The organism is Aneurinibacillus thermoaerophilus (assembly GCF_019603355.1).
Taxonomy (GTDB): Bacteria; Bacillota; Bacilli; order Aneurinibacillales; family Aneurinibacillaceae; genus Aneurinibacillus; species Aneurinibacillus thermoaerophilus.
In genome coordinates, this window is sequence record NZ_CP080764.1 from 2,984,680 (window position 1) to 3,008,259 (window position 23,580).

Sequence of the window (23,580 nt, forward strand, 5' to 3'; positions counted from 1 at the left end):
AAATTGCCTGATCACCTGATCAGACCACAATCCATCTCATAAGATCAGTCATGCTTTCACCCGTAGTCAGATTGTTTACGGCAATCTGGTAGAGACTTGCGAGCCATATTCCCGCGATTATACGAGCGTCGTTAATGTTCGTTTTTTGCTGACGGAGTCATTATACATAATCCGCATGAAAAAATAAAGTCCGGATTTACAAAAAATCCGAACTTTTTTTTAGATATTTATTGAATCATTCGCTTTCTTTTCTTATTTTACCGCAAAAATCAGAACTTACTGCGATTTTGCAGATTCCGCGCGGCGCAGCGCCAGGATCGCCAGTGTGCGCACCATAGCTCCTGTGCCGCCCGCAGGGGACAAGTCGCTTGCCTTATCCGCCCATGCAGTACCCGCAATATCAAGGTGCACCCATGGCGTATCTTCCGCAAATTCACCAACAAACAGCCCTGCCGTGATCGTACCAGCATTGCGTCCACCCGTATTCTTCAAATCAGCAATCTCGCTTTTGATTTGTTCTTTGTACGGCTTATAGCCAGGAAGTCTCCAGAGCCGTTCACCAGCTTCGCCAGCCGCTTCCATTACTTCTTCCATCAACGCTTCGTCATTCGTCAGTGCGGCCGTCGTACACGTGCCAAGCGCAATAAGAGCCGCTCCCGTTAGTGTAGCAAGATCAATCAAATAATCCGCACCCATTTTTCGTGCATAGCTCATACCATCGGCAAGAATGAGCCGACCTTCCGCATCCGTGTTGAGAATTTCCACCGTTTTACCGCTCATTGTCGTAATAACATCACCTGGCTTTAACGCGGAACCGCTGGGCATGTTCTCTGTCGTCGGAATCACAGCAGCGATATTGATGGCTGGTTTTAGCGTACCAATGGCTTCCATTGCACCAAGCACAGAAGCCGCTCCCCCCATGTCACCTTTCATTTCTTCCATGCCTTGTCCCGGCTTCAAGGAAATACCGCCGGAATCGAACGTGATTCCTTTGCCGACAAGTCCCAGCACATTCTCCCACTTTTCCGTTCCGCGATACTTAATGGCAATTAACTTCGGCGGTTCAACCGAACCTTGGCTTACGCCCAGCAACCCGCCCATGCCATATACCTCCATGTCGGCTTTATCGAGGATTTCCACTTCCATACCATGGCGCTCAGCGATTTCTTTTGCTTTTTCCGCAAGCACAGTGGGCGTCAAATAATTGCCGGGCATATTCACAAGATCGCGCGCCAGGTTCGTGCCGCGTGCCAGCGCTTCGGCAATATACGCCCCTTCCTTAGCATCGTCAATGTTCTCTTCCGGGCACAGCACAGTCATTTCTTCAAGGGAGGGCCTGTCTTCCGCTTCTTTGTGATAGCCAGGAAAACGGTAATTGGCAAGTAGTGCTCCCTCCACAATCGCATGTGTCGCGTCATATGCGCCAAGCATCTGTGCCTCACCATCCAGCACAAATACAATCCTGGTTACTTGTGCTTTCAGCGCCTCCTTTACGGCGCGCGCCGCAACTTCACGCAAATCTTCAAACGTCAATTCGTCTTTCTTTCCAAGACCGATGGTCATAATGCGGCGTATGCCCAGCTTTCCAAACGTATGTATGAACTGTACGCTTTTTTGCTTGCCGTTGATTTCCCCGTCCACAAACAATGCAGACAGCGCTCCTCCCATTTTTTCATCAGCTTCTTTTAAAGAGACAGGTAGCACGGTTTGACCTTCAAAAATCCCGACGATAGCACATTGAGCAGAAAAATCTTGCAACTTTCCACTTTTCACTTCTATTTTCATCGCTTTGCACCTCCAATGAAAATTTTATCAATAAATGTAGCAAAAGAAAACGAACGAACAAAGTCACCTGAAGAATTTTTCTCCATAGCAAATGATTTATTCCTCTATTCGTTATAAAATAATAAAAGAGCTTTGAGGAAAGGAAGAAGCCAATGTCCGATTTATTATCCAATTTTCCGCTTTGGTCCGCCCTGCTTGCCATTGGCATCGCGCAGGGAATCAAAGTGCCGATTACCTACTTTGCTATCCGCAAATGGGATTGGAAACTATTGTTTAGCACAGGGGGAATGCCCAGTTCCCATTCGGCGGCCGTCACCGCGCTCACAACCGCCGTAGGATTAATCGAAGGGTTCGGCTCTACATTATTTGCGATTTCTGTTATTTTTTCCATCATTATCATGTTCGATGCAGCTGGCGTGCGCCGACACGCAGGCACCCATGCCGCCGTTCTCAATATTCTGGTCGAGGATTTCAATCAGTTGATCGAGGAACTAAAAACCATGCGTGTGAAGCCCCGCCGCGAACGCGCAAAAAAATTAAAAGAGCTGCTGGGTCATCAACCAAGCGAAGTGCTGGTAGGAGGCTGGCTCGGTATTGTGCAATCTACCCTTTTGTATTACTTGCTTGACTTGTGAAGCGCGGCCTTCTAAGACCATGTATAACACGAAAGACAGGCCGCGCTTGGCCTGTCCTTTTTATGGTATAGGTAAAGATGTTTTTCTCATTGTTTTTTCGCTTCATTTTTGCTCATTTGATTGAGCCTCGCAAACACTTCCTCATCCACTTTGCCGTTTCCACGCTCGATTACATATACGTCCAGTTGCTTTTTCCCCCACTTTTTATATACATCTTCTTTGCTGTCAAAATACAGATCAATTTTGTTTCCTTTAATGGCGGAGCCAATATCCGCAACTACACCGTAGCCATAGCCCGGTATATAAAGGATCGTTCCGAGCGGAAATACGTTTAAATCAGCAGCAATCGTTGAGAATATGTCGCGCCGTGCTTTTACGCCGGAATATGTAATCCCATACGCAGGATGGCCAACATCCTTACCGGTCGATTCAGGGCCGGGAGAATATCCGGTTGCTACTACATTAACCTTCGGGTACTTTGAAAGCATAGCCAGCGTTTCGACCGTTTCCCCCCGATGCACGAACGGAAAACGTTCAACTTCCTGCGGCTTCTCTGCGCGTTTCTCCAAGGATGTGTTTTGCTTCAGCGGTGCTGCTTCTTGATGCGCCTTTGTTCCTTCCACGGCCGGAACAACAGGTTTCGGCTCTGTTTCTCCCAGCAAAATGTACAGGCCGAGAATGATACAAACAAGCGCGATGAAAAGGTAGGTTAGAGAGCCTTTCACGCTTTTAACGATAATATCCATGAATTACTAGCCTCCTCTTCTACTCATCATCTCCCGACCATCCCCGACTTATACATCCAGACAAGAACAAACAGAGCTTGAATTTTCCTGCTAAAATTCGGGAAAACCTTCGTTCTTCACATAAGAAAAACCGGGCATGCGCCCGGTCCTTTTTACTTCTTAACATCTTCAAGCCTATAAAAATGTCTAAATAGGTATGTAAATTTTTTTAACAAATACCGATATATAACATGTATATATTTTACAATAAACAAAAGAAAGGAGTTAAATAACTCTAATAAAGACGAAATCAGTGACTGGATGAAAAAATAATTAAAGAATTAACCAATACTTTAATCAAAAAAATAGAGGAAAATAAAAAGAAGAAGGAGGAATCCATGTCTATTAGTATTGGAGAAAATCGAGCAGCATTTGCTGCCTATACGAAGTTAACACTTGTTTCTCGCTTCCAGAACCAAATAAACGGCATTCAGCCTAACACTCAGTCCAAAACATCTATGGGATTCCCTGAGTTTATGGAGCGTCTACGAAAGAATGAAGTCGTTAACGAAAAATATGCTCGTACAATCCTTAATAAACAGCGAGAAGATAGTCTTATTAATAGTCGTTATAACGGGAATCCCCAATTCGAAAGCGAAAAATTATCCTTTATTGAGAAAGCCTATAATTTAGGTATTGTAGATGAATACGGTACTTTAATCAATACAAGGTTATAAAAATGATGCATTAAGAAAAAGCGAGTGCGAACGCGGCACTCGCTTTTTCCCTAGACCCTTCATGCGTTCCAGCTCCACGGCGCGTCCGCACCTTTCGGAACAGCCAGAAGCCTGCGGGTTAGAAGTACAAACGAGTACCAGGGAAACAGAACTTCTATGAAGGAGTCAAAGCTACAGGGGGGAGAAAGAGTTTCCCTTTCTCTCAGAACATGCGGTATCCTTTCATCCGCAGCGTTTTAATCGTCCAGCCGCTGGCAATAGCACCTACTAGTCCAGAAGTCAACATCACATAGTCTACCATATGCGGGGTGCGATCATTCATAATCAAATACACCAGCACGCCGATTGCAATGCCCGAATAAAGAAATGCTGGCATCCATGTAGTCTTTATCAGCATGTTTAAAATAAACCCTATTCCAAAAAGCAATACGATAAAAAGTGGTATCCCAATAATAAATTGTGCAATATTCATCCAATCTCACCCCTATCCTTGTTCCTGGATTTAAGTGTACTTGATTCGGACAAGGAGGGTCAATCTTCTGTCACGCTTCATTACATCTGATTTTATTTTGTCTTTGTTGCCACTCTGGCCTGAGGTTCTCTTGTTTCTCTCCATTTCCCTCCGCCACATGCTGGACAATCAATTGTACCGCCTGTAGCCAATTGAAAGTATCCGACTCCTTCACAATATATACAATGCTCCTGGCATACTTTTTTGCTCATGCATATTCCTCCAAACACATATTTTCTAAATATCTATATTTTCGGAATATTATAACCAAACTCTTCTCTTCTGTAAAGAAAAAAAGCCTTCATAACGAAGGCTTCCCAGTTCTCATCCTACAGCTGTTCTTCATCATTTTTGGCACGCGTCACAATCGGATCGAGATATTCTCGGTTACCGCGCTGACGTCCTTTTTCCTGAAGCCGCTCAATAGCGGGCTCAATCAGAATTTCCAGCTCGCGCTGAATCGTGTAAGCTAAGTCGTGCCGATTTTGCGATTCAAGGTATTTGCCCACTTCGAATAATTTTTCATAGCGCAAACGTTCTTCTTCCGTCAGCAACGCGCGCACCTGCACGCTTGCGTGTCTCACGGTCGCACACCTCTTACAGTTTCACTTTCTTTAGCACAAGCGATAATCCACCCAGAATGTAGAGAGAGCGGTTGTCAATAATTTTCTTCATTAGCGCAGCTGTGCTGCCATACAATTTCTTATCCCCTACAAGTCCGATAGCTTCGCCTTTACCAAGGGAAGCAACTGTACCTTTAATATGCGGCACGAATGGTTTCATTTGACCACCGCGTACAAGGGCCAGCAGGTTTTGTGCCAAGTTCTCCCCTTGCTGAATCGCGATTTGTGCAGTCGGTGGATACGGACGGTTCGTTTCTTCGTTAATAATTAAAGCTCCGTCTCCCACGATGAATACTTCGTCATGTCCCGGCGCACGGAGATACGGATCGACTTTTACGCGGCCACGCATCGTTTCGAACCCTGCTTTTTCAATGATGGAATTACCGCGTACACCACCTGTCCATACAACCGTACTTGACTTAATCTCTTCTCCGTCAGCAAGCACAACACCTTCCGGAGTACATTCTTTAATCGGTGTATTGATTTTGAATGTAACACCTTTACGAGACAGCACTTCCATCGCATAATTTACCAGTTCAGGATCAAAACCTGGAAGCACAGTCGGTGCCGCTTCAATGTTGTAAATTTTAACAAGCGACGGATCTACGTCGAATTCTTTGCACAGTTCAGGGACGCGGTCGGACAATTCACCAACGAACTCAATGCCTGTAAAACCCGCACCGCCGACGATGAATGTCAGCAATTCTGGACGTTTTTCCATTTTGTATTTCGCAAAACAATATTCAATATGTTCGCGAATCTGGCGCACGCTATTAATGCTGCGAATGCTGAACGCGTGCTCTTTTAACCCTTGGATGCCAAACGTTTCCGGTTCGCTTCCTAAGCCAATAACGAGATAATCATAAGCCAGTTCTTCCCCGGACTCGAGCAGAACTTTCTTTTCGTCCTTTTTAATCTCAGTCACGGTGCCTTTTTTGAATCGAACTTTACGAGTATCAAGCAAATCTTCGATGCCTATGCGGCATTGATCCGGATCTTTCGTTCCGGCTGCCGGCTCATGAAGCCATGTGGTAAAATAGTGATAGTCATGCTTATTCACCAGCAAAACGTCAGCTTCGTTGTAATTCATTTGCTTTTGCAGACGAACGGCCGTCATTAACCCGCCATATCCTGCGCCCAGAATTAAAATTTTTGGTGTGCTCATTTTTTTCACTTCCACTTTCCTTATTAGTAGTTATACTCCATAAAACATTGTGCTTTTTTTCACTATATTGCCCTATAAAAAAGGGCACATGCGTGTCATTCGCCATCTTAATTTTATTCACATTTTTATCATAAATCGGTTTTTACCTTTTTTCAAGTGAAAATATGCACAATAGGTGCTTGCTTACGTTTTTCATTTTAAAACGAATATTTACACTTAATCAACCATAAATTATTCGTATTTTTCACTTTGCGTCAGCATTCTTTTTCTTTTCATTATTTTCTGTCGCCGTTATAATAGAGAAGAATTTATATGGCTTCTAAAATTTCCGGAGGTGTAGAAAATGGGTCTCACAAGGGATGAAAAGGTATACGATATTACAGTGGTTGGCGGGGGGCCAGCAGGCTTGTTTACGGCTTTTTATGCAGGCATGCGGCAGTGCAGCTGCAAAATCATCGAAAGCATGCCTCAGTTAGGCGGGCAACTTTCCGCTCTATATCCCGAAAAATTCATCTATGACGTAGCCGGCTTCCCTAAAATCCGGGCTCAGGAATTAATTGATCGCTTGAAAGAGCAGGTAGCACATTTCGAAACAGAAGTTTGCCTTGAAGAAAAAGTAATCAATGTAGAGAAGAAAGAAAACATCTTTGAAATTACGACTGAAAAAGGTCTTCACTATTCGCGCACCGTAATTATTACCGCAGGCGTCGGCGCGTTCGAACCGCGCAAATTAGAACTTCCAAACGCAGATAAATTTGAAAAAGCGAACCTTCATTACTTTGTCGACGATTTAAATAAATTCGCCGGGCAAAACGTAATTGTGTTCGGCGGTGGAGACTCCGCCGTAGACTGGGCGCTCATGCTTGAGCCAATCGCCAAAAAAGTAACGATTGTCCACCGCCGTGATAAGTTCCGCGCCCACGAACACAGCGTGGAAAATCTAATGAAATCGAAAGTGAATGTCATGACCCCTTATGAGCCGTACGCGCTCGAAGGCGAAGACAAGATCGAAAAAGTTGTGCTCCGTAATAACCAAACAGAAGAGCTGATTACGGAAGAAGTGGACGCTGTTATCGTGAATTTCGGTTTCATCTCTTCGCTCGGCCCAATTAAAAATTGGGGACTGGAATTGGACAGAGGCTCCATCGTCGTTAACTCTAAAATGGAAACAAATATTCCCGGCATTTATGCGGCAGGGGATGTTACAACATACCCAGGTAAAATTAAACTGATTGCCGTGGGCTTCGGCGAAGCACCAACCGCGGTAAACAACGCAAAATCATACATGGATCCGGACGCGAAAGTACAGCCGATGCACAGTTCCAGCATGAAAATGTAATGTATCATTCATCATGACCATGAGAAAAACTCGCAGGCGTTGCCGCTTATCCTTTTCCCACACAGAAAAAGGAAATCTTTGGCACACACTTCGCGAGTTTTTCGTCTTATTGACTCCTTTTTCTATGCATAGATAGCCACACACCCGTAAAACTTAATCAAAAAAGGGATGTGAGCATGATGACGCGCAGTGCCATTTATACGGTTTATATGTTGCTGCTTATCGCTGTTACCATCGGAATTCCTTTTATGCTGTATTACGGAAGCAACGACCCCATAGCCGGGTTCATCGCCGCCATCCTTTCATTTGGCGTCTTAGCCAGTTACGCTATTTACGGTCACTTGCTCAACCGCAGAAACTAGCAAAAGGAGGAAGCCTCCATGTCTATGTGTCCAATTTGCAACGGAATGGAACACCCGCAATATTCCTGTCCTTCCTGTGACCATCAAATGGAGGACGCGGGTAAGCTTGAATCGTTCTACGGCCCATACAGCCCTTACCAAGAGTGGGGAGATGTGGCGATGACGAACGGCTACCTGGATCAAATGGCGGAAGAATGTATGCATATTTTTAGCTGTTCGCATTGCGGCTTACAAACCACAAAAGCGATCAAGGAAATTGCACCCCTCTGACACTTCTGGCCTCAGTACGTTGACAATCTCACCTTTTCTTTACACTTCCGTTAATTTTGTATCCAAGAGCTGCGGTCGTAAAGCATAAGCCCGGATATATCTTCCAGGCTTATGCTTCTTTCCCTATTTTTTTACCGCCTCTTTATATCGCTTGCTTACATCATCCCAATTTACAACATTCCACCAGGCTTTGATATATTCCGCTCGCTTATTGTTATACTTTAGATAGTATGCGTGCTCCCATACATCCAACACGAGCAGCGGAATCACGCCTTGCTGGGTTAAATTTTGATGTTTTTCCGCCTGCAAAATTTCGAGCCTTCCAGCCTCTGGGCTCCATACCAGCAGGGCCCAGCCGGAACCTTCCACCTTTTCTGCGGCTGCCGAAAAATGAGCCTTAAATTTTTCAAAACTACCGAATGTCTTATTTATCTCTTCCGCCAACTCCCCTTTTGGCACCCCACCCCCCTTTGGCTTCATATTGTTCCAAAAGATCGTATGAAGATAATGACCTGAGCCGTTGAATGCAGCTTCGCGCTCCCAATGTTTAATAAGCGCGTAGTCTCCTGTCTCACGCGCTTTCTGCATTTCTTTTTCCGCCTTGTTTAGCCCGTCCACATACGATTTATGGTGGATGTCATGGTGCAGCCGCATCGTTTTTTCGTCAATATACGGTTCCAGTGCATTGTATGCGTAGGGAAGCGGCGGCAGCTTATGTTCACCGATAGGCACCGTTTTTGTTGCCATTTGCTCAGACACCGGCACAGTCGACGATTGGGCATTTGTGGTCGCATACGCGATTCCGGTGAGAAGTACCGCCCCGGCGACTGTACCATATAAAATTTTTCGCATGATTGCTTTATCCCTCCAATCTTGCTTGTCCATTCTCTTCAATCTGCTTTTGTATATGCAGTCCTTGATATTTCGACAGCCATTCTACGATGCGAAAATAAAAGTCATTATAGTATGTCGATATATCAAGTAAGATATATATAGTATGGGTATGGCGTAAAAAGTTATACGCCAAAATTTCTATAAAATATAAATCACAACTTGATATATATATTGTTTCGTTATCCCTCTTTTCCTTTCCATTATATACAAAAATATCCACAAAGAAGACGTTTGCGAATTTATTATACAGAATATTTAGATAACTATACATATAATCATGGTAGTAAAAGTGCAGGAGGGAGAAAACACATAAGAAAAACGCCCCCAACATACCCGAAAATACGTCAAGAGGCGCCATATATATACGTCTTTTATTCTAATATAGAGGTAAGTACGTAACCTCCACGCCATAAATAAACGTGCATCGTCTGACTGGCTAACGTGCCGAAAAGCATTAACATTCGCTTGGGCTTCCCGCTTCGTCTCGCGTGCGGAACGAAGAACCGCAACCGCAGGAAGCAACCGCATTCGGGTTATCGATCGTGAACCCGCCGCCCATCATCGATTCTTTGTAGTCAATCGTCACACCATCCAAGAAACGAAGATTGTCTTTGTTCACAACAACTTTTACACCATGTGCTTCAAAGAATACATCGCCTTCCTGCTCTTCATCATCGAGACCCATACCATAAGAAAAACCGCTACAGCCACCGGGCCTTACACCGAGGCGCAGAAACAGTTTATCGTTATTTTCATCAGCAATCATTTCTTTAATTTTTCTGCCTGCATTTTCCGTAAGGTTAATCATTATGATCCCTCCTTATGGGTATCGTAGCGTATCGCATCATACCCTCTGTATTTACAGTATACTAGAAATTACCGCTTGGCTCAAGGATAGTAACATTATTATATAAAAATGTTTACTAACCTAAAATAAGTTCTCTGGAACCCTCTTATCTTGTTAAATTACCGAATCCGCTCTATAATGAAAGAATGGTTTTGGATTAACATGCTTATGAAGAACATCATTCACGCGGCCGATTCCACTTCGGCCCACATGACGCCTTTATCAATATGAATGAAGAAGATAGGCCGTATTCCAGTAAAACATGATACACTGTATTATGTTTCGCACGTGTTTGATTAGTTTTACCTGAGGGGGAAAAATTATGACTATACTTACAAAAAACTTCGTCCAGGATGAAGCACTGCTGCCGATTATGGAAAAAGTGGAAGCAGGAGAACGGCTGACGCTTGAAGACGGAATGACGTTGTATCGTTCCAACGATTTGCTGACCATCGGACAGATGGCCAATCAGGTAAATCTTCGCAAAAATGACAATAAAGTATATTTTATCGAAAACATGTACATCAACCCGACTAACGTTTGTGAAGCGCACTGTAAATTCTGTGCCTTTCGTCGGGATCCGGGCGAAGAAGGCGCCTACACAATGAACGAGGAAGAACTGCTTGCATACGTAGAAAAACGTTACACACCTACAATGCGCGAATTCCATATCGTCGGCGGACACAATCACACCGTACCGTTCGAGTATTATTTGGACACGGTTCGTACGCTGAAGAAACATTATCCGAACGTGACCATCAAAGCATACACGGCAGCGGAAATTGTATTTTTTGCAAAAATCTCAGGTCTAACAGAAGAAGAAGTGCTAAAAGAGCTCATGAAAGCCGGATTGGATACGATGCCAGGCGGCGGTGCAGAAATCCTCACAGAAGAATACCGACTAAAAATGAGTCCGGAAAAAGCAAGTACCGACGAATGGTTAAATGTGCACCGCATCGCGCACAACCTGGGACTAAAAACGCATGCTACCATGCTGTACGGTTCTATCGAGAAATTGGAGGAACGCCTTATTCATATGATTCGCGTGCGCGAACTACAGGATGAAACAAAAGGATTCATGGTATTCATCCCATTGGCCGTGCAACCGAAAAAAGCGACCGCTTCTATCAAGCGCCGCACGTCCGCATTTGACGATATGAAAACGATGGCTATCAGCCGCCTGATGCTGGACAATTTTCCGCATATTAAAGCTTATTTCATTAACATTGGAACCCAATTAACCCAGATGGCACTAAACTTCGGCTCTTCCGATGTTCACGGCACGCTTGTGGAGGAACGCATCAGCCATGCAGCTGGCGCATTGACACAAACAGGATTGACGCGCGATGAATTGATTTGGCTCGTTAAAGGCGCAGGCAAGCAGCCGGTTGAACGCGATACGTTTTACAATATTATTAAGGAGTATTAAGCATAAGAAAAACACCAGCAAATCTGAAATAGTTGCTGGTGTTTTTTTGGAACTCATTCTCTCTCCCGTATCAAACATTCTGCTATTATTAAAATTTATCTATTCTATCTTTATAAGACGCCAATTGTTGTTCTCTGCCCATCCATCTATCCAACAACGGCAATACGTAAGTATCTAAACCGTAGTGGCCTGCATTCCGCCCGGCTACCAGGATAAATGTAGTAAAAAGAACCATTTGCGGATTAATGCTAGTTGTGCCGCTGAACAAAAACGCAAAGTTCATAATGATTCCCATCAGTCCGGCGAAAGTAGTAAACAACCCAAGCAGTAAAGCAACACCTACAAGAAATTCCCCCCAGGGAATAAGGAAGTCGAACAGCCCAGAATTCGGTAAAGCAACCGATTTGATAAAACTTGCCCACCATCCTTGCACCGCAGGATGCTCACCCGTTGCTTTAGCAACAGCCCCCTTCAAAAAGCCTGCGCTCTGAAAGCCTCCGGTAATTTTCTCCCAGCCGCTCACCAGCCATGTATAACCTAACCATATGCGCAGTAACAGCATCGCGCCTGCCGCAACTCTACTTTCCCTAAGCCATTGGACTACCATAACTTTCTCTCTCCTTTTCGGTATGGCCTAATGTGTATATTTTTTCAATGTCTCTGTTTAGTTCATTTTTATTATACATAATTTACTATCTCTATGCACCTTTATTATGTAAAATTTCATATTTATGTCATAAAAAAGTATGACTTTCTTAACTAATAAAAAAGACTGAATATAACAAAAGTCCTTTTTGTCATATTCAGCCTTAGCAATTAAAATCCAAGTTTTTTCCAGGCTTCGTCTTCTTCCTGCAACTTCTTAATATGGTCTTTAATCGCCGCAAGCAATTCCTGTGCGTCTTTGCCTGCAATCAATTTTCCATTTACAAGCGCATACGGCTGGACAAAGCACTGGCCACAGTTACCGAGACAGCCATATTCCAACACATCCACTTCATTTTCCTCTTCCAGAACTTTTTTCACCGTCTCAGAACCAAGGGATAAATTGCTTACGCAAAACTCGACCATAGGTCTCATGATGAATCATCCTACCTTCATATTTTCAATGGCCTGTTGAATATCTTTTAACTTTGGATTCCCTTCACCTATGACTTTACCGTTCAATACAACGAGCGGATACCAAAATTCTTCAGCATGAATACGCGCGGCAAACTCCGCTTCCATCCCTTCCAGCGGCTGGTCGATATCGACATAACGCACTCTGACTTCGTTCCCGTATTTGCGTTCAAGGGCGGCCTGCAACCACTCAGCCGTATCTTTCGCCGAAGGCAAATTCACACAACTGGCACACAACTGCTCCGCTCCAAAAACAAGAATTTCCATAAGCTTCTCCTTACGCTAGGGCGTGTTCTAGATCTTCAATTAAGTCTTCCACATCTTCGATACCGACGGAAATGCGGATTAAGCCGTCCGTAATGCCAAGTTCAGCGCGACGCTCCGCTGGAATGGAAGCGTGCGTCATTTGTGCGGGTACAGAAATTAGACTTTCCACTGCACCAAGACTTTCTGCCAGCGTAAAGATTTTCACCCGAGACAATACCTGGTTGGCGCGTTCCAAACTGCCTACATCAAATGACATCATGCCGCCGAAGCCGCGCGCCTGCTTCACTGCGATATCATGGCCTGGATGATCTTTTAAACCCGGATAGTACACTTTTTTGATGTCTCCACGCTGAGTCAGCCATTCTGCAATGCGTCTTGCGTTCGCTTCATGTTCTTCCATACGCACGCCCAGCGTTTTCATGCCACGCAACAAAATATAAGAATCCTGAGGCCCAAGCACGGCACCGACAGAATTTTGTACAAAATGCAGACGTTCACCTAATTTTTCGTCTTTCACAACCGCAAGACCTGCGACAACGTCGCTATGTCCGCCAAGATATTTTGTCGCACTGTGGAATACAATATCCGCGCCAAGTGCAAGCGGATTCTGCCAATACGGTGTCATGAACGTGTTATCCACGATCAAAAGCAACCCGTTTTCTTTTGTGATTTCGGCTACCGCCGCGATATCGGTTACTTTCAGAAGCGGGTTGCTTGGCGATTCTAGCATGACCGCTCTCGTATTCGGCTTTATCGCCGCTTTCACGGCTTCCACATCGCTTGTATCCACAAATGTGGTCTCTACACCAAAGCGGTTAAACACTTTGCTTAGTACGCGATACGTTCCACCGTATACGTCATCTCCTACAATGAAATGATCGCCCGCGTCAAACAACATCACAATCGAAGAAAGTGTCGCCATGCCGGAAGCAAACGCGAAGCCGCGTACACCGCCTTCAATATCGGCAATATACTTCTCCACCGCATAGCGGGTTGGATTGCCTGTACGCGAATATTCATATCCTTTGTGTTTGCCGACACCTTCCTGTTTATACGTACTAACCTGGTAAATCGGAACGTTAACTGCCCCGGTTAAAGGATCGCCGTCTACGCCGCCGTGGATCAACTTTGTTTTCATTCTCATCGTCTACATCCCTCCCTGATAAATCTTCTGACTCAAATAACGCTCACTGCTGTCAGCAAAAATGGTAACAATGTTTGTTCCCGGTTTCGCCTGCTCCGCTTCTTTCAGGGCAGCATGCATTGCTGCTCCTGCCGAACTGCCCACGAGCATTCCCTCTTTTGCGGCCAATTCTTTAACCCGACGGAATGCATCTACATCGTCAACCGTGTGAATAGCATCAAAATAACTTGTGTCCATAAACTCCGGCAAAAATTCCATACCGATTCCTTCCGTCTTGTGCGGTCCCGGCTTGCCGCCGTTTAGAATCGAGCCTTCCGGTTCCACAATCACCGTCTTAATATCCGGATTTTTTTCTTTCAAATAACGGGCCGTTCCCATAAACGTACCACCGGAACCAGCTCCCGCCACAAAGACATTCACCTTGCCATCCATCTGGCGCCAAATTTCCGGCCCGGTTGTTTTATAGTGAGCTGCGGGATTAGCGGGATTGCCAAACTGTTGCGGACAGAAAGCGCCCGCAATTTCCTGCTCAAGCTGCTTCGCTTTTTCGATTGCACCCTTCATTCCTTTTTCTGTTGGTGTATTGATCACTTCTGCACCGAGAGCCCGCATCAGTTCCTGCTTCTCCAAAGAAAATTTTTCCGGCACAACAAAAATCACGCGGTAGCCTGTACCTACTGCGGCCAGCGCCAGACCAATCCCCGTATTGCCGGCCGTCGGCTCGATAATCGTGCCGCCTGGTTTCAGTGCGCCTCGCTCTTCCGCGTCACGGATTAATTCAACGCCAAGCCGGTCTTTTACGCTGCCACCGGGATTGAAGTACTCCAGCTTCGCGAATAGGCGCACACCTTCCGGCAAATCAAACGAAGTAATTTCCACAATCGGAGTGTTACCGATAAGTTCTTTTATATTACGGTAAACCTGCATAAGTTTCTTCCTTTCAAAGCAAAATGATGATGTCTTATAAGCTATCATATTATAACATATTTTATAGGTTCTCTATAACCAAGTAAACAACTATGCTTTATGAATTATAAACGGTGATCATACACATCTTGGGAAAAACCATAGATTTCTTAACAAAAGGGTAATATAATATTAATATGTTGGAAAGGAGTGATTGCTTCATGACGGATACAAGCAAATTCGAACAAGTTCAAGAAGTTTTAGATAAACTGCGTCCGTTCTTGCAGCGTGACGGCGGTGACTGCGAACTGGTTGATGTAACAGAAGACGGCGTAGTTCAGCTTCGTCTGCATGGCGCGTGCGGCAGCTGCCCAAGCTCAACCATCACGCTGAAAGCAGGCATCGAACGTGCGTTAATCGAAGAAGTGGAAGGGATTACAGAAGTGCAACAAGTATTCTAATCGTGTAGAAACCGGAAGCCAGGCGCTTCCGGTTTTTTACGCCTTAATTCGGCTCATAAGAAAAGACAAAAACGCCTGATTGGCCTTGGAAAGGTAAGCGTTTTTGTTCCAGGCAATGCCCAGGTTTAAAAATACAGGCGGATCTAGCGAGACCGGCACCAAATGCGGATCATCAACAATCACCATACGCAAGAATAAAGTAATGCCAAGCTGCTTTGCCACTAAAGACTTGATAAGCGGAATTTGGTTTGTCTCAAACGTTACATTAAGCGGCGAGCCGGACATCCGGCCAGCCCGAGCAATAATTTCTCGCTGAAAATACCCCTCCTTGAACAAAACGAGCGGTTCATGGGCCAATTCCTCATACGTTACGGAAAGCCTGCGAGCAAACGGATGGGAAGCGGGCACGCACGCGACCATCTCCTCCTTTAAGAACGGAAGCACTTCAAGCTCGTCCGCGCTCATATCTTCAAGTACCACCCCCATATCTATCTCACCTTGTGTGATCATTTGCTGGATTTTGACCGTTCCTTGTTCATATACCGTAATCTGCAAATCAGGATACTGTTTTTTAAAATCAATGATCAATCCCGGAAAATAATATGAACCGACCATTGACGGTAGACCGACGCGCACCTCTCCCTTTTTAAGGCCACGCATTTCTTCCATTTCTGCTTTTGCGCGCGTCATCTGCTCAAGAATAAGTTCAGCATGCTTTAAAAATGCCTCACCTTCCGCAGTCAGCGATACTTTACGTTCGGCACGGTTAAACAAAAGCAAACCAAGTTCTTCTTCCAACTTTTTTATGCTTTTGCTTATGGCAGGCTGAGCTACCAGCAATTCTTCCGCCGCTCTCGTAAAACTTCTATGCTTTGCTACCTCCACAAAAAATTCCAATTGCCGTATTTCCATGGTTCACTCCATAACTAAAAGTTATCAATATGATAAAAATAATATATTTTATTTATTTTTAATCGCATGCTACCATCATGTCAAGAAAACTTTTTGTGAAAGAAGATGATGAACGATGATCAAAGCGGGAACAAAACCATTCTGGCGGGCGTCAGCAGCGCTCAGCATCGCTTCTTTTCTCGTGTTCGCCAATATTTATTTTCCACAACCTCTTCTCCCGCTATTTACTAAGGAATTTCATATCTCTCCGCTCATGTCGAGCCTGTCGGTATCGCTGACGATCTTCGCGCTGGCTATCTCGTTATTGTTCTATGGCCCACTTTCCGACGCAATTGGCAGAAAAAATATTATGTTCGTTACCATGCTCTGCGTAACGATCATTACGCTGCTCACCGCGTTCATGCCAAACTTTAAAACACTGCTTTGGCTCCGTATACTCCAAGGCTTTTTCCTAGCGGGACTTCCGGCAATTGCCGTTGCCTACATCGGAGAAGAATTTGATCAAAAAGCGCTCGCCGTCGCCATCGGTATTTACATTAGCGGAAACACCGTGGGCGGCCTGTCCGGCCGCTTAATCAGCGGTTTTATCACCGACTGGGCCGGGTGGCAATGGGCGTTCATTGTTATGAGTATTATCAGCCTTATCTGCTTGCTTGCGTTCGGTTGGCTTCTGCCCCGTTCGCAGCATTTTCAACCGAAACCACTCGCCTGGAAAAACGCGCTGCATGATTTGGGCCACCATTTAAAAAACCGCATGTTGCGTTACGCATATCTTATCGGTGGCCTGCATTTCCTCATTTTTATGGGGGAATATACTTACATTACCTATCTGCTTAGCGGCGCTCCATATTATTTGCCCGCCTCCGTTCTCGGCATGTTGTTCCTAACCTATCTCGCGGGCACAGTCAGTTCCACACTATCCGGCAAAGCGGCGCGCATCATTCCACAATCGCTATGTATCGGAATCGGGATCACCTGCATGGCGCTCGGCATTGCACTCACACTTCTGCACAGCTTATGGATGATTGCATGCGGACTTCTTTTAAACAGTTTCGGATTTTTCTTTGCTCACTCGGCGTCCAGTTCCTGGGTAAGCCGCCATGCAACGTTTGCCAAAGCAAGCGCAGCCAGCCTGTATTTGCTAGCATACTATTTCGGTGGAAGCCTCGGCGGCTTCTATCTCGGCTTTTTCTATAGATGGTTAGGCTGGAGCGGTGTCGTGCTTGGTGCTATTCTGGTTCTGCTGCTTACCGGTTGGTACATGTGGCAAATGTATCGCATCGAACACCGGAAACAACTGAGGAAGCATATTGTTCGTAGGCTATTTTATTTTTGCTTCTCCAAATACGCCCGGCACAACGGAAAAATGTTATCCTGAATAAACGGGCTCATATCTTTTTGAAACGGCATCAGCGACAACGGAAACACGGAACGCTCCAACGTTTCGAAGCCTTCCGGAATTTCGCCCCATTCCTTTACCATGCCTGTGTAAATGTTTTTCACCGCCTTTTTCGCTCCCGGGCCGCTGTCGATTATGTATTGTCCAATCCAATGCAGACTCTCCGCTTCCACCCCAGTTTCCTCCAATAGCTCACGACGGGCGGCCTCTTCCGGCTTTTCCCCTGGCTCCACTTTTCCTCCCGGCATTTCCCAGCCGCGGCATTTATGGCGGGTCAATACAATTTCCTGTCTATCCTCACCAGCAAACGCCAAAACAAGCACATGCCCCGCATTCGGCACAAAGCACTCCTGTTCAAACGTAAGAGAAATAAACTGGCCGCTTCGATCATAAAAATAATACATCATCATCTCCACCACACTTTCCGGCTTTCTACCACTTTCTTTCATTAATAACCTTAATATACAATGAAATAGAGGCTAATAAAACATTCCAAGCAGGAAGGGATGGTTTTTTGAAACGCAATCGTACGGCCCTTATCACTGGAAGCGCTAAAGGTCTTGGTGTCCGCATCGCCCATGAACTCGCTGCGGAAGGCATGGATATCGCACTTAACTATCGCACAAGTGCAGAAGAGGCAAACAAGCTACGGGAAGAGCTCATACAACGATACGATGTCAATACGCTGTTAATTCAAGGAGACGTCAGCCGGTCCGAAGATGCTGAGCAAATGGTAAAAACAGTCATAGAAGCATGGAACCGCCTTGATATTCTCGTTCTCAACGCCGGCCCATACATAAAGGAACGCAAAAAACTCGCCGACTATAAAATCGGAGAATGGGACCAGATGATTCACGGAAACCTGTCAAGCGCATTTTATTTATGTCGAGCCGCCATTCCACATATGCGCCGCAACAGGTGGGGACGGATTATCACCATCGGATTTGAAAAAGCGCAAACCGCTCCGGGCTGGATGTACCGCTCGGCGTTCGCCGCGGCAAAAACCGGGCTCGTATCGCTGACGCGCACGATTGCACTTGAAGAAGCAGAGTACGGAATTACAGCCAATATGGTATGCCCGGGTGACATCGTGGGCGAAGCCAAAGAAAAATACATCACCGATGTGCGCGGTCTGAGCGATCCAGGCACGCCGGTCGGACGCCCCGGAACCGGCGAAGACATTGCACGGGCTATCACGTTTTTCTGCAGTGAATATTCCGATTTTATTACTGGAACTGTGCTGGAAGTTACTGGAGGTAAAGATGTGCTTAATAAATACAAATTGGAGCGGGAAAAGTAAATAAGCACCAGTTTTTCAACCAGCCCCCTTAATAAGGATGTGAAGCAAATGAGCAATATGGAACATGCCGTTCATGATAAAAAAGTGCGGGAAACTGCCTATCGTTTGCTAAAAGAGCGCGGAGTAACAATGGAGCATCTTGTAGAACTAGTTATGTTCTTGCAGAAAGACTACTTTTCAGACTTAACAACTGAAATGTGCGAATACAACATTAGGAAAGTGCTAGAAAAACGGGAAATCCAGAACGCGATTATCACCGGTATCCAGCTCGACATTCTTGCAGAAAAAGGACTGCTTATGGAACCGCTACAGGAAATGCTCGCCCATGATGAAGGGCTGTACGGCATCGACGAAATTCTGGCCCTTTCCATCGTGAATGTTTACGGAAGTATTGGATTTACCAATTATGGGTACGTAGACAAAGTGAAACCCGGCATTCTTAAAAAATTAAACAAAACAGAAAAAGAAAAAGGAGAGGTGCATACATTTCTGGACGATATTGTCGGGGCAATTGCCGCCGCAGCATCCAGTCGACTTGCACACAGCCGCTTCGGCACAAAATAAAAAAAACTTGCGAGGCATTTGCCTGCAAGCTTTTCTCAACTTATATTATTTTCCAGTCAGCCAGCGTATGCGCTGTATACGTTGGCTTCACTGCCGCATGCTCTACGTCTACCTCCTGACTGAACCCGCTGTATACAAGCAGCGTGTCGACACCACTTTTCGCTCCAGCGGCGATATCAGTCTCCAGATTATCACCTATAAGCAACGCTTCATCCGCGCGTAATCCCAGCTTTTCAAGCGCCAGCCGGATTATCGTCTCTTCCGGTTTGCCAACGTATATCGGCTCTGTCTGTGTCGCGTACGCAATGGATGCGGTTAACGCTCCATTACCAGGTACAAATTCTTCTTCCGTCGGGATCGCCCGGTCACAGTTGGTGGACAAAAAGCGGGCGCCGTTATAAATGGCCAACGTAGCCTGCTTCATTTTTTCATAAGTAAACTTCCGGTCGATGCCAACAACAACATATGAAGCAGGAGCTTTCTCTACGATTTCATAGCCTGCCTCCGCAAGCGCCGTCTTAAGTCCTGTCTCACCGATCGCCAGCACCGTAACGTTTTTTTCTGTTTCGGATTCGCGTGCCATTTGTCTGATGATTGCCGCCACCGCCATACTCGAAGTAAAAAAGTCCTCCGGAGAAGCTTCAACCCCCATGTTTTGCAAGCGCTCTGTCAACTGTTCCGGTGTTAGTGACGAATTATTCGTTACGTAAAGATAAGGAATCCGTTTTTCTTTTAATGTCCGGATAAAAGAAACAGCTTCAGGAATCACTGTACCGCCCCGATAAACCGTTCCATCCAAATCAAGCAAATAGCCCTTGTAATTTCGCCTGTTCATCCTGTCTCTCCCCACTTTCTCTTCCTTCGTCAAATGCTTTATCTTTTTATCGATCATATCACAAAACAGGAGCAGAAAAAGCGGGTACCAGATTGTTTATGCTTTTCATCGTTATGCTTCAAGAGAAAAAACAGTTGCACAAATGCTGGTTGAGGATATAATTATTGATATTCATTCATGTCTACTCACATCTGCACTTCCGAGCAGTTACTAGCTCGCGACTTTCGCCGCGAGTCATTGACAGCTGTAAAGGAGAAAATATTAAGGGGGGAATTGCTTGTCATGTCTGGCTATCGTACACTTACTGAACAAGAAGCTGTTGAATACGCGCGTAACATCCCGAATTTATTTCCAGAAGACGCCAGGCTCGTAAGCCGGGAAATCGGCGACGGCAACTTAAACTATGTGTTTCACATCAAAGATGAAAGACCTTCCGGCAAAAGCGTTATTTTCAAACAAGCGCTTCCGTATGTTCGGGTTATCGGTGATTCCTGGCCGCTCACGCTCGAACGAGCGCGCATCGAAAGCGAAGCGCTTATTTTGGAAGATCAGCTTTGCCCGAGTTCCGTGCCAAAAGTATACCATCATGATACCGAACTCGCCCTGATTGTAATGGAAGACCTTTCTGTCTATCAAATCATGCGGAAAGGATTGGTGGAAAAAAAGCGGTACCCGAACTTTCCGAAGCAAATCGGAACCTTCTTGGCACGTACGCTGTTCCTGACTTCTGACCTGGCGATGTCACCGCTTGAAAAAAAGCAAAAAGCGGCTTCTTTCACTAACCCCGAACTGTGTAATATCACAGAAAATTTCGTATTTACGTATCCGTTCCATGATCATCCTTCCAATGCCTACAATCCGCTGATTGCAAACGTGGTGCAACGCATTTGGAACAACAATGAGCTAAAGCTTGAAATTGCGAAATTAAAAGAAGGATTTATGACGCGCGGACAAGCTCTCTTGCACGGCGATTTGCATACCGGCAGCATTATGGTAACGGAAGAAGATACCAAGGTCATCGACCCAGAATTCGCCTACTACGGCCCAATGGGCTTCGATATCGGCGCGGTAATCGCTAACCTGCTGCTTAACTACGCGGCACATGAGGGTCATACACCGGACCTACAGGAACGTGAATCTTATCAAACGTATCTGCTGGAAACCATCATGGAGATCTGGAACGTATTTGAAAACGAATTCCGCGCGCTCTGGAATGAGAAAGCACAAGAACCATACGCGAAAGTTCCGGGCTATCAGGATAGCTACCTGCAAAATATACTGCAAGATACAGCGGGTTACGCGGGATGCAAGATGATGCGCCGCGTGATTGGACTTGCACATGTGTCCGATCTTGAGAGCATCACCGATCCAAAGCTGCGCGCCAAAGGAGAAACACTGGCGCTTACTATCGGTCAGGAACTCGTACTCCAACGCAAAACAATGACCAGCATCAAAGACATAGTAAACGTTGTAGTCGCTGCTACACAGAACTAAATGAAAAAGCGAGACGCAAGCCGCCTTCTGTATCGCTCTATCGAAAGGTACAGAAGGCGGCTTTGTTGTCTCGTATCTTTTTGCTTTGGTTGGTGTGGATCATTTCTCTACAAAAAATCAACCAAGCACAATAAAGAAGAGGCGTATCTATTAACAAACTGAGCAGCTTACATTCAAATGATTACAGAAAAAAATCACAAATAATTATATAACACGTATTGACAATGATTGTTCTGTTATAATACAATAAAACCAAGAATAAATTCAGAATAGAAAAATAAATGGAGGGATAAAAAATGACAAGAGATCTTGAATTTTACAAAAATTTACCGCAAAAACAGTGCCGTGAATGTGGTGAAGTAATTGAAGAGCAAGCAGAATCTTACATCTATGAGTGTGAGCGTTGTTTTAGTCATAAACATGAATAAAAAGGTGATTGAATGGAGCTAGAAGACGTGAAATACCCTGCTTATTCTTGTTTTCAGAAATAAGCAGGGTATTGTCGTTCTATTATGATTCAGCTTTGTCTTCTTTTTTGGAAATGATATACACACAATTATCTCCGCCAGTCGCTATACATTCTTCCTGCTTGACTTCGGCGTTTAGCACATTCTCAAATAACATTTTTTCGCAATTACACGCGTATGTGTACTCCTTGGCAACAGATGAAATCGGACAATTCGATTCGACAAAGATGTATTTTCCTGTTTTTTCGTCCTTTTTCAATTCCACCATGTATCCTTTTTCATCCTGCATTTTCGCCAATGCTTCCAGCTTCTTCTCAAAATCGCTGTCGGAAGGTACGATGTCACGGTACAAATTCTCCTGACGCTGCTGGCGGAGCTTAAATAAAGCCTCAACCATTCCCGCACCCTGAAGTTCCTTGATATCATTCAGGAATTCTAGCGCCAAATCCTGATAGTTCTTTGGGAACATGTTATCGGCTTCTTCTGACAGGGAGTATACGTTTGTCGGACGTCCCATCGCCTGGCGAAGCAGGCGCGACTCAATCAGGTTATCACGTTCCAACGTATTCAAATGACGGCGCACGGCCATTTCGGTAATGCCCAATTCCTGAGCCATATCCCCTACTGTCATCGATCCTTTAATTTTCAACATATGCAAAATCTGGTTGCGGGTAGAAGAGGATTTGTCTTTGTTCATATTCTTTCACCTTCCTCCCCTATATTGTACCCGATTTAATGAAACAAGTAAATTTCTATACAATATAATATAAAAACTATACTAATAATGCTATTAAACTATTACAATTCACGTGCCAAGTAATCGCGTACACGCGCCGGAAATTGCTGAAGCTGGGGGGAATGGGTACGCAAAAGGGTGTACACCTCTTGACGATCCACTGTCGTATAGTGAGTAATCAACTTCTTGCGCATATTAACCACCGATTTCAACGCAGCCGCCATCTCACTGTCAATCACCTTTTCATCTTCAAGAATGTCAACAATGTCTTCATAGCTACCGGGATCACGCATGATAAAACCATCGATCAAATAGTTTCCTACGTCAGCTATCGTCTCCAAGGCAACATGAAGCGCACGTTCCAACGCTAGGTTGGTCAGCATGTCCTCAGCGGCGCTTTCCTCATGCTTGAGCACAGGTATAACTTTTTCAAGAACCCGTTCCAAATAGGATAAATGCTCCTCGATTTTTTCCACGTTAACCTGGTACATATTTATGCTCCACTCCTCATTGTTTTTTCTTCTTGTTCTTTATCTTTGAGGTAATAATCGTAATTGCAAACGTAAGGACAAGCAGGGTAAAAATGACAACCCCCTGCATGATATTTTCCATTTCCATTCCTGTCACCTCTTGCTTCCTCAGCTCTCTTGTTAC

29 protein-coding genes, 1 pseudogene and 1 riboswitch are annotated in these 23,580 nt (G+C 45.0%); of the genes and pseudogenes, 12 read left to right on the plus strand and 18 right to left on the minus strand.

The genetic code is table 11. The features are described from left to right. Window positions 1-43: 43 nt before the first annotated feature. Window positions 44-145, minus strand: a riboswitch (purine riboswitch). A 131-nt stretch (window positions 146-276) separates the two neighbouring features. After that, on the minus strand, window positions 277-1,785 hold the full coding sequence (locus K3F53_RS15390; protein WP_057897770.1) for a leucyl aminopeptidase: 1,509 nt from the start codon (window positions 1,783-1,785) through the stop codon (window positions 277-279). 152 nt (window positions 1,786-1,937) lie between these two features. Between K3F53_RS15390 and K3F53_RS15395 the strand changes: the two genes are divergently transcribed. Further along, window positions 1,938-2,420 (plus strand): divergent PAP2 family protein, encoded by a 483-nt coding sequence (locus K3F53_RS15395; RefSeq protein ID WP_057897769.1) that lies wholly within the window; start codon window positions 1,938-1,940, stop codon window positions 2,418-2,420. An 86-nt stretch (window positions 2,421-2,506) separates the two neighbouring features. On the opposite strand, the gene K3F53_RS15400 is transcribed toward K3F53_RS15395, so the two are convergent. After that, window positions 2,507-3,166 carry a 3D domain-containing protein gene (locus K3F53_RS15400; protein ID WP_091260728.1) on the minus strand — a complete coding sequence of 220 codons (660 nt, stop codon included), beginning with the start codon at window positions 3,164-3,166 and terminating at the stop codon, window positions 2,507-2,509. A gap of 377 nt (window positions 3,167-3,543) precedes the next feature. Here K3F53_RS15400 and K3F53_RS15405 point away from each other — a divergent pair, with 377 nt between their 5' ends. Then, complete coding sequence (locus tag K3F53_RS15405; RefSeq protein ID WP_057897768.1) at window positions 3,544-3,882, plus strand: hypothetical protein; 339 nt, start codon at window positions 3,544-3,546, stop codon at window positions 3,880-3,882. Window positions 3,883-4,084: 202 nt separating this feature from the next. Here the strand turns inward: K3F53_RS15405 and K3F53_RS15410 are convergent, their stop codons facing one another. The 4 genes from K3F53_RS15410 to K3F53_RS15425 form a co-directional block, all read right to left on the minus strand. After that, the gene (locus tag K3F53_RS15410; protein WP_057897767.1) at window positions 4,085-4,354 is read right to left on the minus strand and encodes a YuiB family protein; all 270 of its coding nucleotides are present in this window, start codon (window positions 4,352-4,354) and stop codon (window positions 4,085-4,087) included. A 92-nt stretch (window positions 4,355-4,446) separates the two neighbouring features. Next, window positions 4,447-4,605 carry a YuiA family protein gene (locus K3F53_RS15415; protein WP_162264996.1) on the minus strand — a complete coding sequence of 53 codons (159 nt, stop codon included), beginning with the start codon at window positions 4,603-4,605 and terminating at the stop codon, window positions 4,447-4,449. 117 nt (window positions 4,606-4,722) lie between these two features. Beyond that, complete coding sequence (locus K3F53_RS15420) at window positions 4,723-4,977, minus strand: hypothetical protein (RefSeq protein ID WP_057897766.1); 255 nt, start codon at window positions 4,975-4,977, stop codon at window positions 4,723-4,725. 13 nt (window positions 4,978-4,990) lie between these two features. Beyond that, window positions 4,991-6,181, minus strand: coding sequence for an NAD(P)/FAD-dependent oxidoreductase (locus K3F53_RS15425; RefSeq protein WP_057900231.1), 1,191 nt, complete (start codon window positions 6,179-6,181; stop codon window positions 4,991-4,993). Between the two features lie 343 nt (window positions 6,182-6,524). On the opposite strand from K3F53_RS15425, the gene K3F53_RS15430 reads away from it, so the two are divergent. From K3F53_RS15430 to K3F53_RS15440, 3 genes are all read left to right on the plus strand, one after another. Beyond that, complete coding sequence (locus tag K3F53_RS15430) at window positions 6,525-7,520, plus strand: NAD(P)/FAD-dependent oxidoreductase (RefSeq protein WP_057897765.1); 996 nt, start codon at window positions 6,525-6,527, stop codon at window positions 7,518-7,520. A gap of 176 nt (window positions 7,521-7,696) precedes the next feature. Continuing rightward, window positions 7,697-7,882, plus strand: coding sequence for a hypothetical protein (locus K3F53_RS15435; protein WP_139184964.1), 186 nt, complete (start codon window positions 7,697-7,699; stop codon window positions 7,880-7,882). 18 nt (window positions 7,883-7,900) lie between these two features. Next, window positions 7,901-8,152, plus strand: coding sequence for a hypothetical protein (locus K3F53_RS15440; protein WP_057897763.1), 252 nt, complete (start codon window positions 7,901-7,903; stop codon window positions 8,150-8,152). A gap of 123 nt (window positions 8,153-8,275) precedes the next feature. Here K3F53_RS15440 and K3F53_RS15445 read toward each other — a convergent pair. Both K3F53_RS15445 and K3F53_RS15450 read right to left on the minus strand, forming a co-directional pair. Then, a pseudogene (locus K3F53_RS15445) lies at window positions 8,276-8,887 on the minus strand (superoxide dismutase); the annotation flags it as partial. Between the two features lie 613 nt (window positions 8,888-9,500). Further along, window positions 9,501-9,854, minus strand: a complete 354-nt coding sequence (locus K3F53_RS15450) for a HesB/IscA family protein (RefSeq protein ID WP_057897761.1) — start codon at window positions 9,852-9,854, stop codon at window positions 9,501-9,503. Window positions 9,855-10,215: 361 nt separating this feature from the next. Here K3F53_RS15450 and mqnE point away from each other — a divergent pair, with 361 nt between their 5' ends. Continuing rightward, window positions 10,216-11,322, plus strand: coding sequence for an aminofutalosine synthase MqnE (gene mqnE / locus K3F53_RS15455; protein WP_057897760.1), 1,107 nt, complete (start codon window positions 10,216-10,218; stop codon window positions 11,320-11,322). 88 nt (window positions 11,323-11,410) lie between these two features. Here mqnE and K3F53_RS15460 read toward each other — a convergent pair whose 3' ends face one another. The 5 genes from K3F53_RS15460 to cysK form a co-directional block, all read right to left on the minus strand. Then, complete coding sequence (locus K3F53_RS15460) at window positions 11,411-11,929, minus strand: DoxX family membrane protein (protein WP_057897759.1); 519 nt, start codon at window positions 11,927-11,929, stop codon at window positions 11,411-11,413. 209 nt (window positions 11,930-12,138) lie between these two features. Beyond that, window positions 12,139-12,402 (minus strand): YuzB family protein, encoded by a 264-nt coding sequence (locus tag K3F53_RS15465; RefSeq protein WP_057897758.1) that lies wholly within the window; start codon window positions 12,400-12,402, stop codon window positions 12,139-12,141. Window positions 12,403-12,408: 6 nt separating this feature from the next. After that, window positions 12,409-12,708 carry a YuzD family protein gene (locus tag K3F53_RS15470; protein ID WP_057897757.1) on the minus strand — a complete coding sequence of 100 codons (300 nt, stop codon included), beginning with the start codon at window positions 12,706-12,708 and terminating at the stop codon, window positions 12,409-12,411. 10 nt (window positions 12,709-12,718) lie between these two features. Beyond that, window positions 12,719-13,852 (minus strand): bifunctional cystathionine gamma-lyase/homocysteine desulfhydrase, encoded by a 1,134-nt coding sequence (locus K3F53_RS15475; protein WP_057897756.1) that lies wholly within the window; start codon window positions 13,850-13,852, stop codon window positions 12,719-12,721. A 3-nt stretch (window positions 13,853-13,855) separates the two neighbouring features. Next, complete coding sequence (gene cysK, locus K3F53_RS15480; RefSeq protein ID WP_057897755.1) at window positions 13,856-14,779, minus strand: cysteine synthase A; 924 nt, start codon at window positions 14,777-14,779, stop codon at window positions 13,856-13,858. A gap of 176 nt (window positions 14,780-14,955) precedes the next feature. On the opposite strand from cysK, the gene K3F53_RS15485 reads away from it, so the two are divergent. Continuing rightward, on the plus strand, window positions 14,956-15,219 hold the full coding sequence (locus K3F53_RS15485) for a NifU family protein (protein ID WP_302846666.1): 264 nt from the start codon (window positions 14,956-14,958) through the stop codon (window positions 15,217-15,219). 36 nt (window positions 15,220-15,255) lie between these two features. On the opposite strand, the gene K3F53_RS15490 is transcribed toward K3F53_RS15485, so the two are convergent. Beyond that, window positions 15,256-16,131 (minus strand): LysR family transcriptional regulator, encoded by an 876-nt coding sequence (locus tag K3F53_RS15490; RefSeq protein WP_057897753.1) that lies wholly within the window; start codon window positions 16,129-16,131, stop codon window positions 15,256-15,258. Between the two features lie 115 nt (window positions 16,132-16,246). On the opposite strand from K3F53_RS15490, the gene K3F53_RS15495 reads away from it, so the two are divergent. Continuing rightward, window positions 16,247-17,509: an MFS transporter gene (locus tag K3F53_RS15495; RefSeq protein ID WP_057897752.1), complete on the plus strand. Its 1,263-nt coding sequence runs from the start codon at window positions 16,247-16,249 to the stop codon at window positions 17,507-17,509. Here K3F53_RS15495 and K3F53_RS15500 read toward each other — a convergent pair. Further along, window positions 17,458-17,979, minus strand: coding sequence for an NUDIX domain-containing protein (locus K3F53_RS15500; RefSeq protein ID WP_057897751.1), 522 nt, complete (start codon window positions 17,977-17,979; stop codon window positions 17,458-17,460). The genes K3F53_RS15495 and K3F53_RS15500 overlap by 52 nt on opposite strands. A gap of 65 nt (window positions 17,980-18,044) precedes the next feature. On the opposite strand from K3F53_RS15500, the gene K3F53_RS15505 reads away from it, so the two are divergent. Both K3F53_RS15505 and K3F53_RS15510 read left to right on the plus strand, forming a co-directional pair. Beyond that, window positions 18,045-18,830, plus strand: a complete 786-nt coding sequence (locus K3F53_RS15505; RefSeq protein WP_057897750.1) for an SDR family oxidoreductase — start codon at window positions 18,045-18,047, stop codon at window positions 18,828-18,830. 48 nt (window positions 18,831-18,878) lie between these two features. Further along, complete coding sequence (locus K3F53_RS15510) at window positions 18,879-19,394, plus strand: phosphatidylglycerophosphatase A family protein (RefSeq protein WP_057897749.1); 516 nt, start codon at window positions 18,879-18,881, stop codon at window positions 19,392-19,394. Window positions 19,395-19,434: 40 nt separating this feature from the next. Here K3F53_RS15510 and K3F53_RS15515 read toward each other — a convergent pair whose 3' ends face one another. Next, the gene (locus K3F53_RS15515) at window positions 19,435-20,229 is read right to left on the minus strand and encodes a TIGR01457 family HAD-type hydrolase (protein WP_220559095.1); all 795 of its coding nucleotides are present in this window, start codon (window positions 20,227-20,229) and stop codon (window positions 19,435-19,437) included. Between the two features lie 282 nt (window positions 20,230-20,511). Between K3F53_RS15515 and mtnK the strand changes: the two genes are divergently transcribed. Both mtnK and yhfH read left to right on the plus strand, forming a co-directional pair. After that, the gene (mtnK, locus tag K3F53_RS15520; RefSeq protein ID WP_057897747.1) at window positions 20,512-21,723 is read left to right on the plus strand and encodes an S-methyl-5-thioribose kinase; all 1,212 of its coding nucleotides are present in this window, start codon (window positions 20,512-20,514) and stop codon (window positions 21,721-21,723) included. Between the two features lie 296 nt (window positions 21,724-22,019). After that, on the plus strand, window positions 22,020-22,151 hold the full coding sequence (gene yhfH, locus K3F53_RS15525; RefSeq protein WP_082705875.1) for a protein YhfH: 132 nt from the start codon (window positions 22,020-22,022) through the stop codon (window positions 22,149-22,151). Window positions 22,152-22,233: 82 nt separating this feature from the next. Here the strand turns inward: yhfH and K3F53_RS15530 are convergent, their stop codons facing one another. Continuing rightward, complete coding sequence (locus tag K3F53_RS15530; protein ID WP_057897746.1) at window positions 22,234-22,887, minus strand: helix-turn-helix transcriptional regulator; 654 nt, start codon at window positions 22,885-22,887, stop codon at window positions 22,234-22,236. 101 nt (window positions 22,888-22,988) lie between these two features. After that, a complete protein-coding gene (gene hepT, locus K3F53_RS15535; protein WP_057897745.1) occupies window positions 22,989-23,417 on the minus strand; it encodes a type VII toxin-antitoxin system HepT family RNase toxin in 429 nt (142 codons plus the stop codon). Between the last annotated feature and the right edge of the window lie 163 nt (window positions 23,418-23,580).

Excerpts from the sequence above, each read along its gene's own strand:
- K3F53_RS15390 (WP_057897770.1), bottom strand. The coding sequence starts at position 1,785 with ATGAAAATAGAAGTGAAAAGTGGAAAGTTGCAAGATTTTTCTGCTCAA.
- K3F53_RS15395 (WP_057897769.1), top strand. The coding sequence starts at position 1,938 with ATGTCCGATTTATTATCCAATTTTCCGCTTTGGTCCGCCCTGCTTGCC.
- K3F53_RS15400 (WP_091260728.1), bottom strand. The coding sequence starts at position 3,166 with ATGGATATTATCGTTAAAAGCGTGAAAGGCTCTCTAACCTACCTTTTC.
- K3F53_RS15405 (WP_057897768.1), top strand. The coding sequence starts at position 3,544 with ATGTCTATTAGTATTGGAGAAAATCGAGCAGCATTTGCTGCCTATACG.
- K3F53_RS15410 (WP_057897767.1), bottom strand. The coding sequence starts at position 4,354 with ATGAATATTGCACAATTTATTATTGGGATACCACTTTTTATCGTATTG.
- K3F53_RS15415 (WP_162264996.1), bottom strand. The coding sequence starts at position 4,605 with ATGAGCAAAAAAGTATGCCAGGAGCATTGTATATATTGTGAAGGAGTC.
- K3F53_RS15425 (WP_057900231.1), bottom strand. The coding sequence starts at position 6,181 with ATGAGCACACCAAAAATTTTAATTCTGGGCGCAGGATATGGCGGGTTA.
- K3F53_RS15430 (WP_057897765.1), top strand. The coding sequence starts at position 6,525 with ATGGGTCTCACAAGGGATGAAAAGGTATACGATATTACAGTGGTTGGC.
- K3F53_RS15435 (WP_139184964.1), top strand. The coding sequence starts at position 7,697 with ATGATGACGCGCAGTGCCATTTATACGGTTTATATGTTGCTGCTTATC.
- K3F53_RS15440 (WP_057897763.1), top strand. The coding sequence starts at position 7,901 with ATGTCTATGTGTCCAATTTGCAACGGAATGGAACACCCGCAATATTCC.
- K3F53_RS15450 (WP_057897761.1), bottom strand. The coding sequence starts at position 9,854 with ATGATTAACCTTACGGAAAATGCAGGCAGAAAAATTAAAGAAATGATT.
- mqnE (WP_057897760.1), top strand. The coding sequence starts at position 10,216 with ATGACTATACTTACAAAAAACTTCGTCCAGGATGAAGCACTGCTGCCG.
- K3F53_RS15460 (WP_057897759.1), bottom strand. The coding sequence starts at position 11,929 with ATGGTAGTCCAATGGCTTAGGGAAAGTAGAGTTGCGGCAGGCGCGATG.
- K3F53_RS15465 (WP_057897758.1), bottom strand. The coding sequence starts at position 12,402 with ATGAGACCTATGGTCGAGTTTTGCGTAAGCAATTTATCCCTTGGTTCT.
- K3F53_RS15470 (WP_057897757.1), bottom strand. The coding sequence starts at position 12,708 with ATGGAAATTCTTGTTTTTGGAGCGGAGCAGTTGTGTGCCAGTTGTGTG.
- K3F53_RS15475 (WP_057897756.1), bottom strand. The coding sequence starts at position 13,852 with ATGAGAATGAAAACAAAGTTGATCCACGGCGGCGTAGACGGCGATCCT.
- cysK (WP_057897755.1), bottom strand. The coding sequence starts at position 14,779 with ATGCAGGTTTACCGTAATATAAAAGAACTTATCGGTAACACTCCGATT.
- K3F53_RS15485 (WP_302846666.1), top strand. The coding sequence starts at position 14,956 with ATGTTGGAAAGGAGTGATTGCTTCATGACGGATACAAGCAAATTCGAA.
- K3F53_RS15490 (WP_057897753.1), bottom strand. The coding sequence starts at position 16,131 with ATGGAAATACGGCAATTGGAATTTTTTGTGGAGGTAGCAAAGCATAGA.
- K3F53_RS15495 (WP_057897752.1), top strand. The coding sequence starts at position 16,247 with ATGATCAAAGCGGGAACAAAACCATTCTGGCGGGCGTCAGCAGCGCTC.
- K3F53_RS15500 (WP_057897751.1), bottom strand. The coding sequence starts at position 17,979 with ATGAAAGAAAGTGGTAGAAAGCCGGAAAGTGTGGTGGAGATGATGATG.
- K3F53_RS15510 (WP_057897749.1), top strand. The coding sequence starts at position 18,879 with ATGAGCAATATGGAACATGCCGTTCATGATAAAAAAGTGCGGGAAACT.
- K3F53_RS15515 (WP_220559095.1), bottom strand. The coding sequence starts at position 20,229 with ATGAACAGGCGAAATTACAAGGGCTATTTGCTTGATTTGGATGGAACG.
- mtnK (WP_057897747.1), top strand. The coding sequence starts at position 20,512 with ATGTCTGGCTATCGTACACTTACTGAACAAGAAGCTGTTGAATACGCG.
- yhfH (WP_082705875.1), top strand. The coding sequence starts at position 22,020 with ATGACAAGAGATCTTGAATTTTACAAAAATTTACCGCAAAAACAGTGC.
- K3F53_RS15530 (WP_057897746.1), bottom strand. The coding sequence starts at position 22,887 with ATGAACAAAGACAAATCCTCTTCTACCCGCAACCAGATTTTGCATATG.
- hepT (WP_057897745.1), bottom strand. The coding sequence starts at position 23,417 with ATGTACCAGGTTAACGTGGAAAAAATCGAGGAGCATTTATCCTATTTG.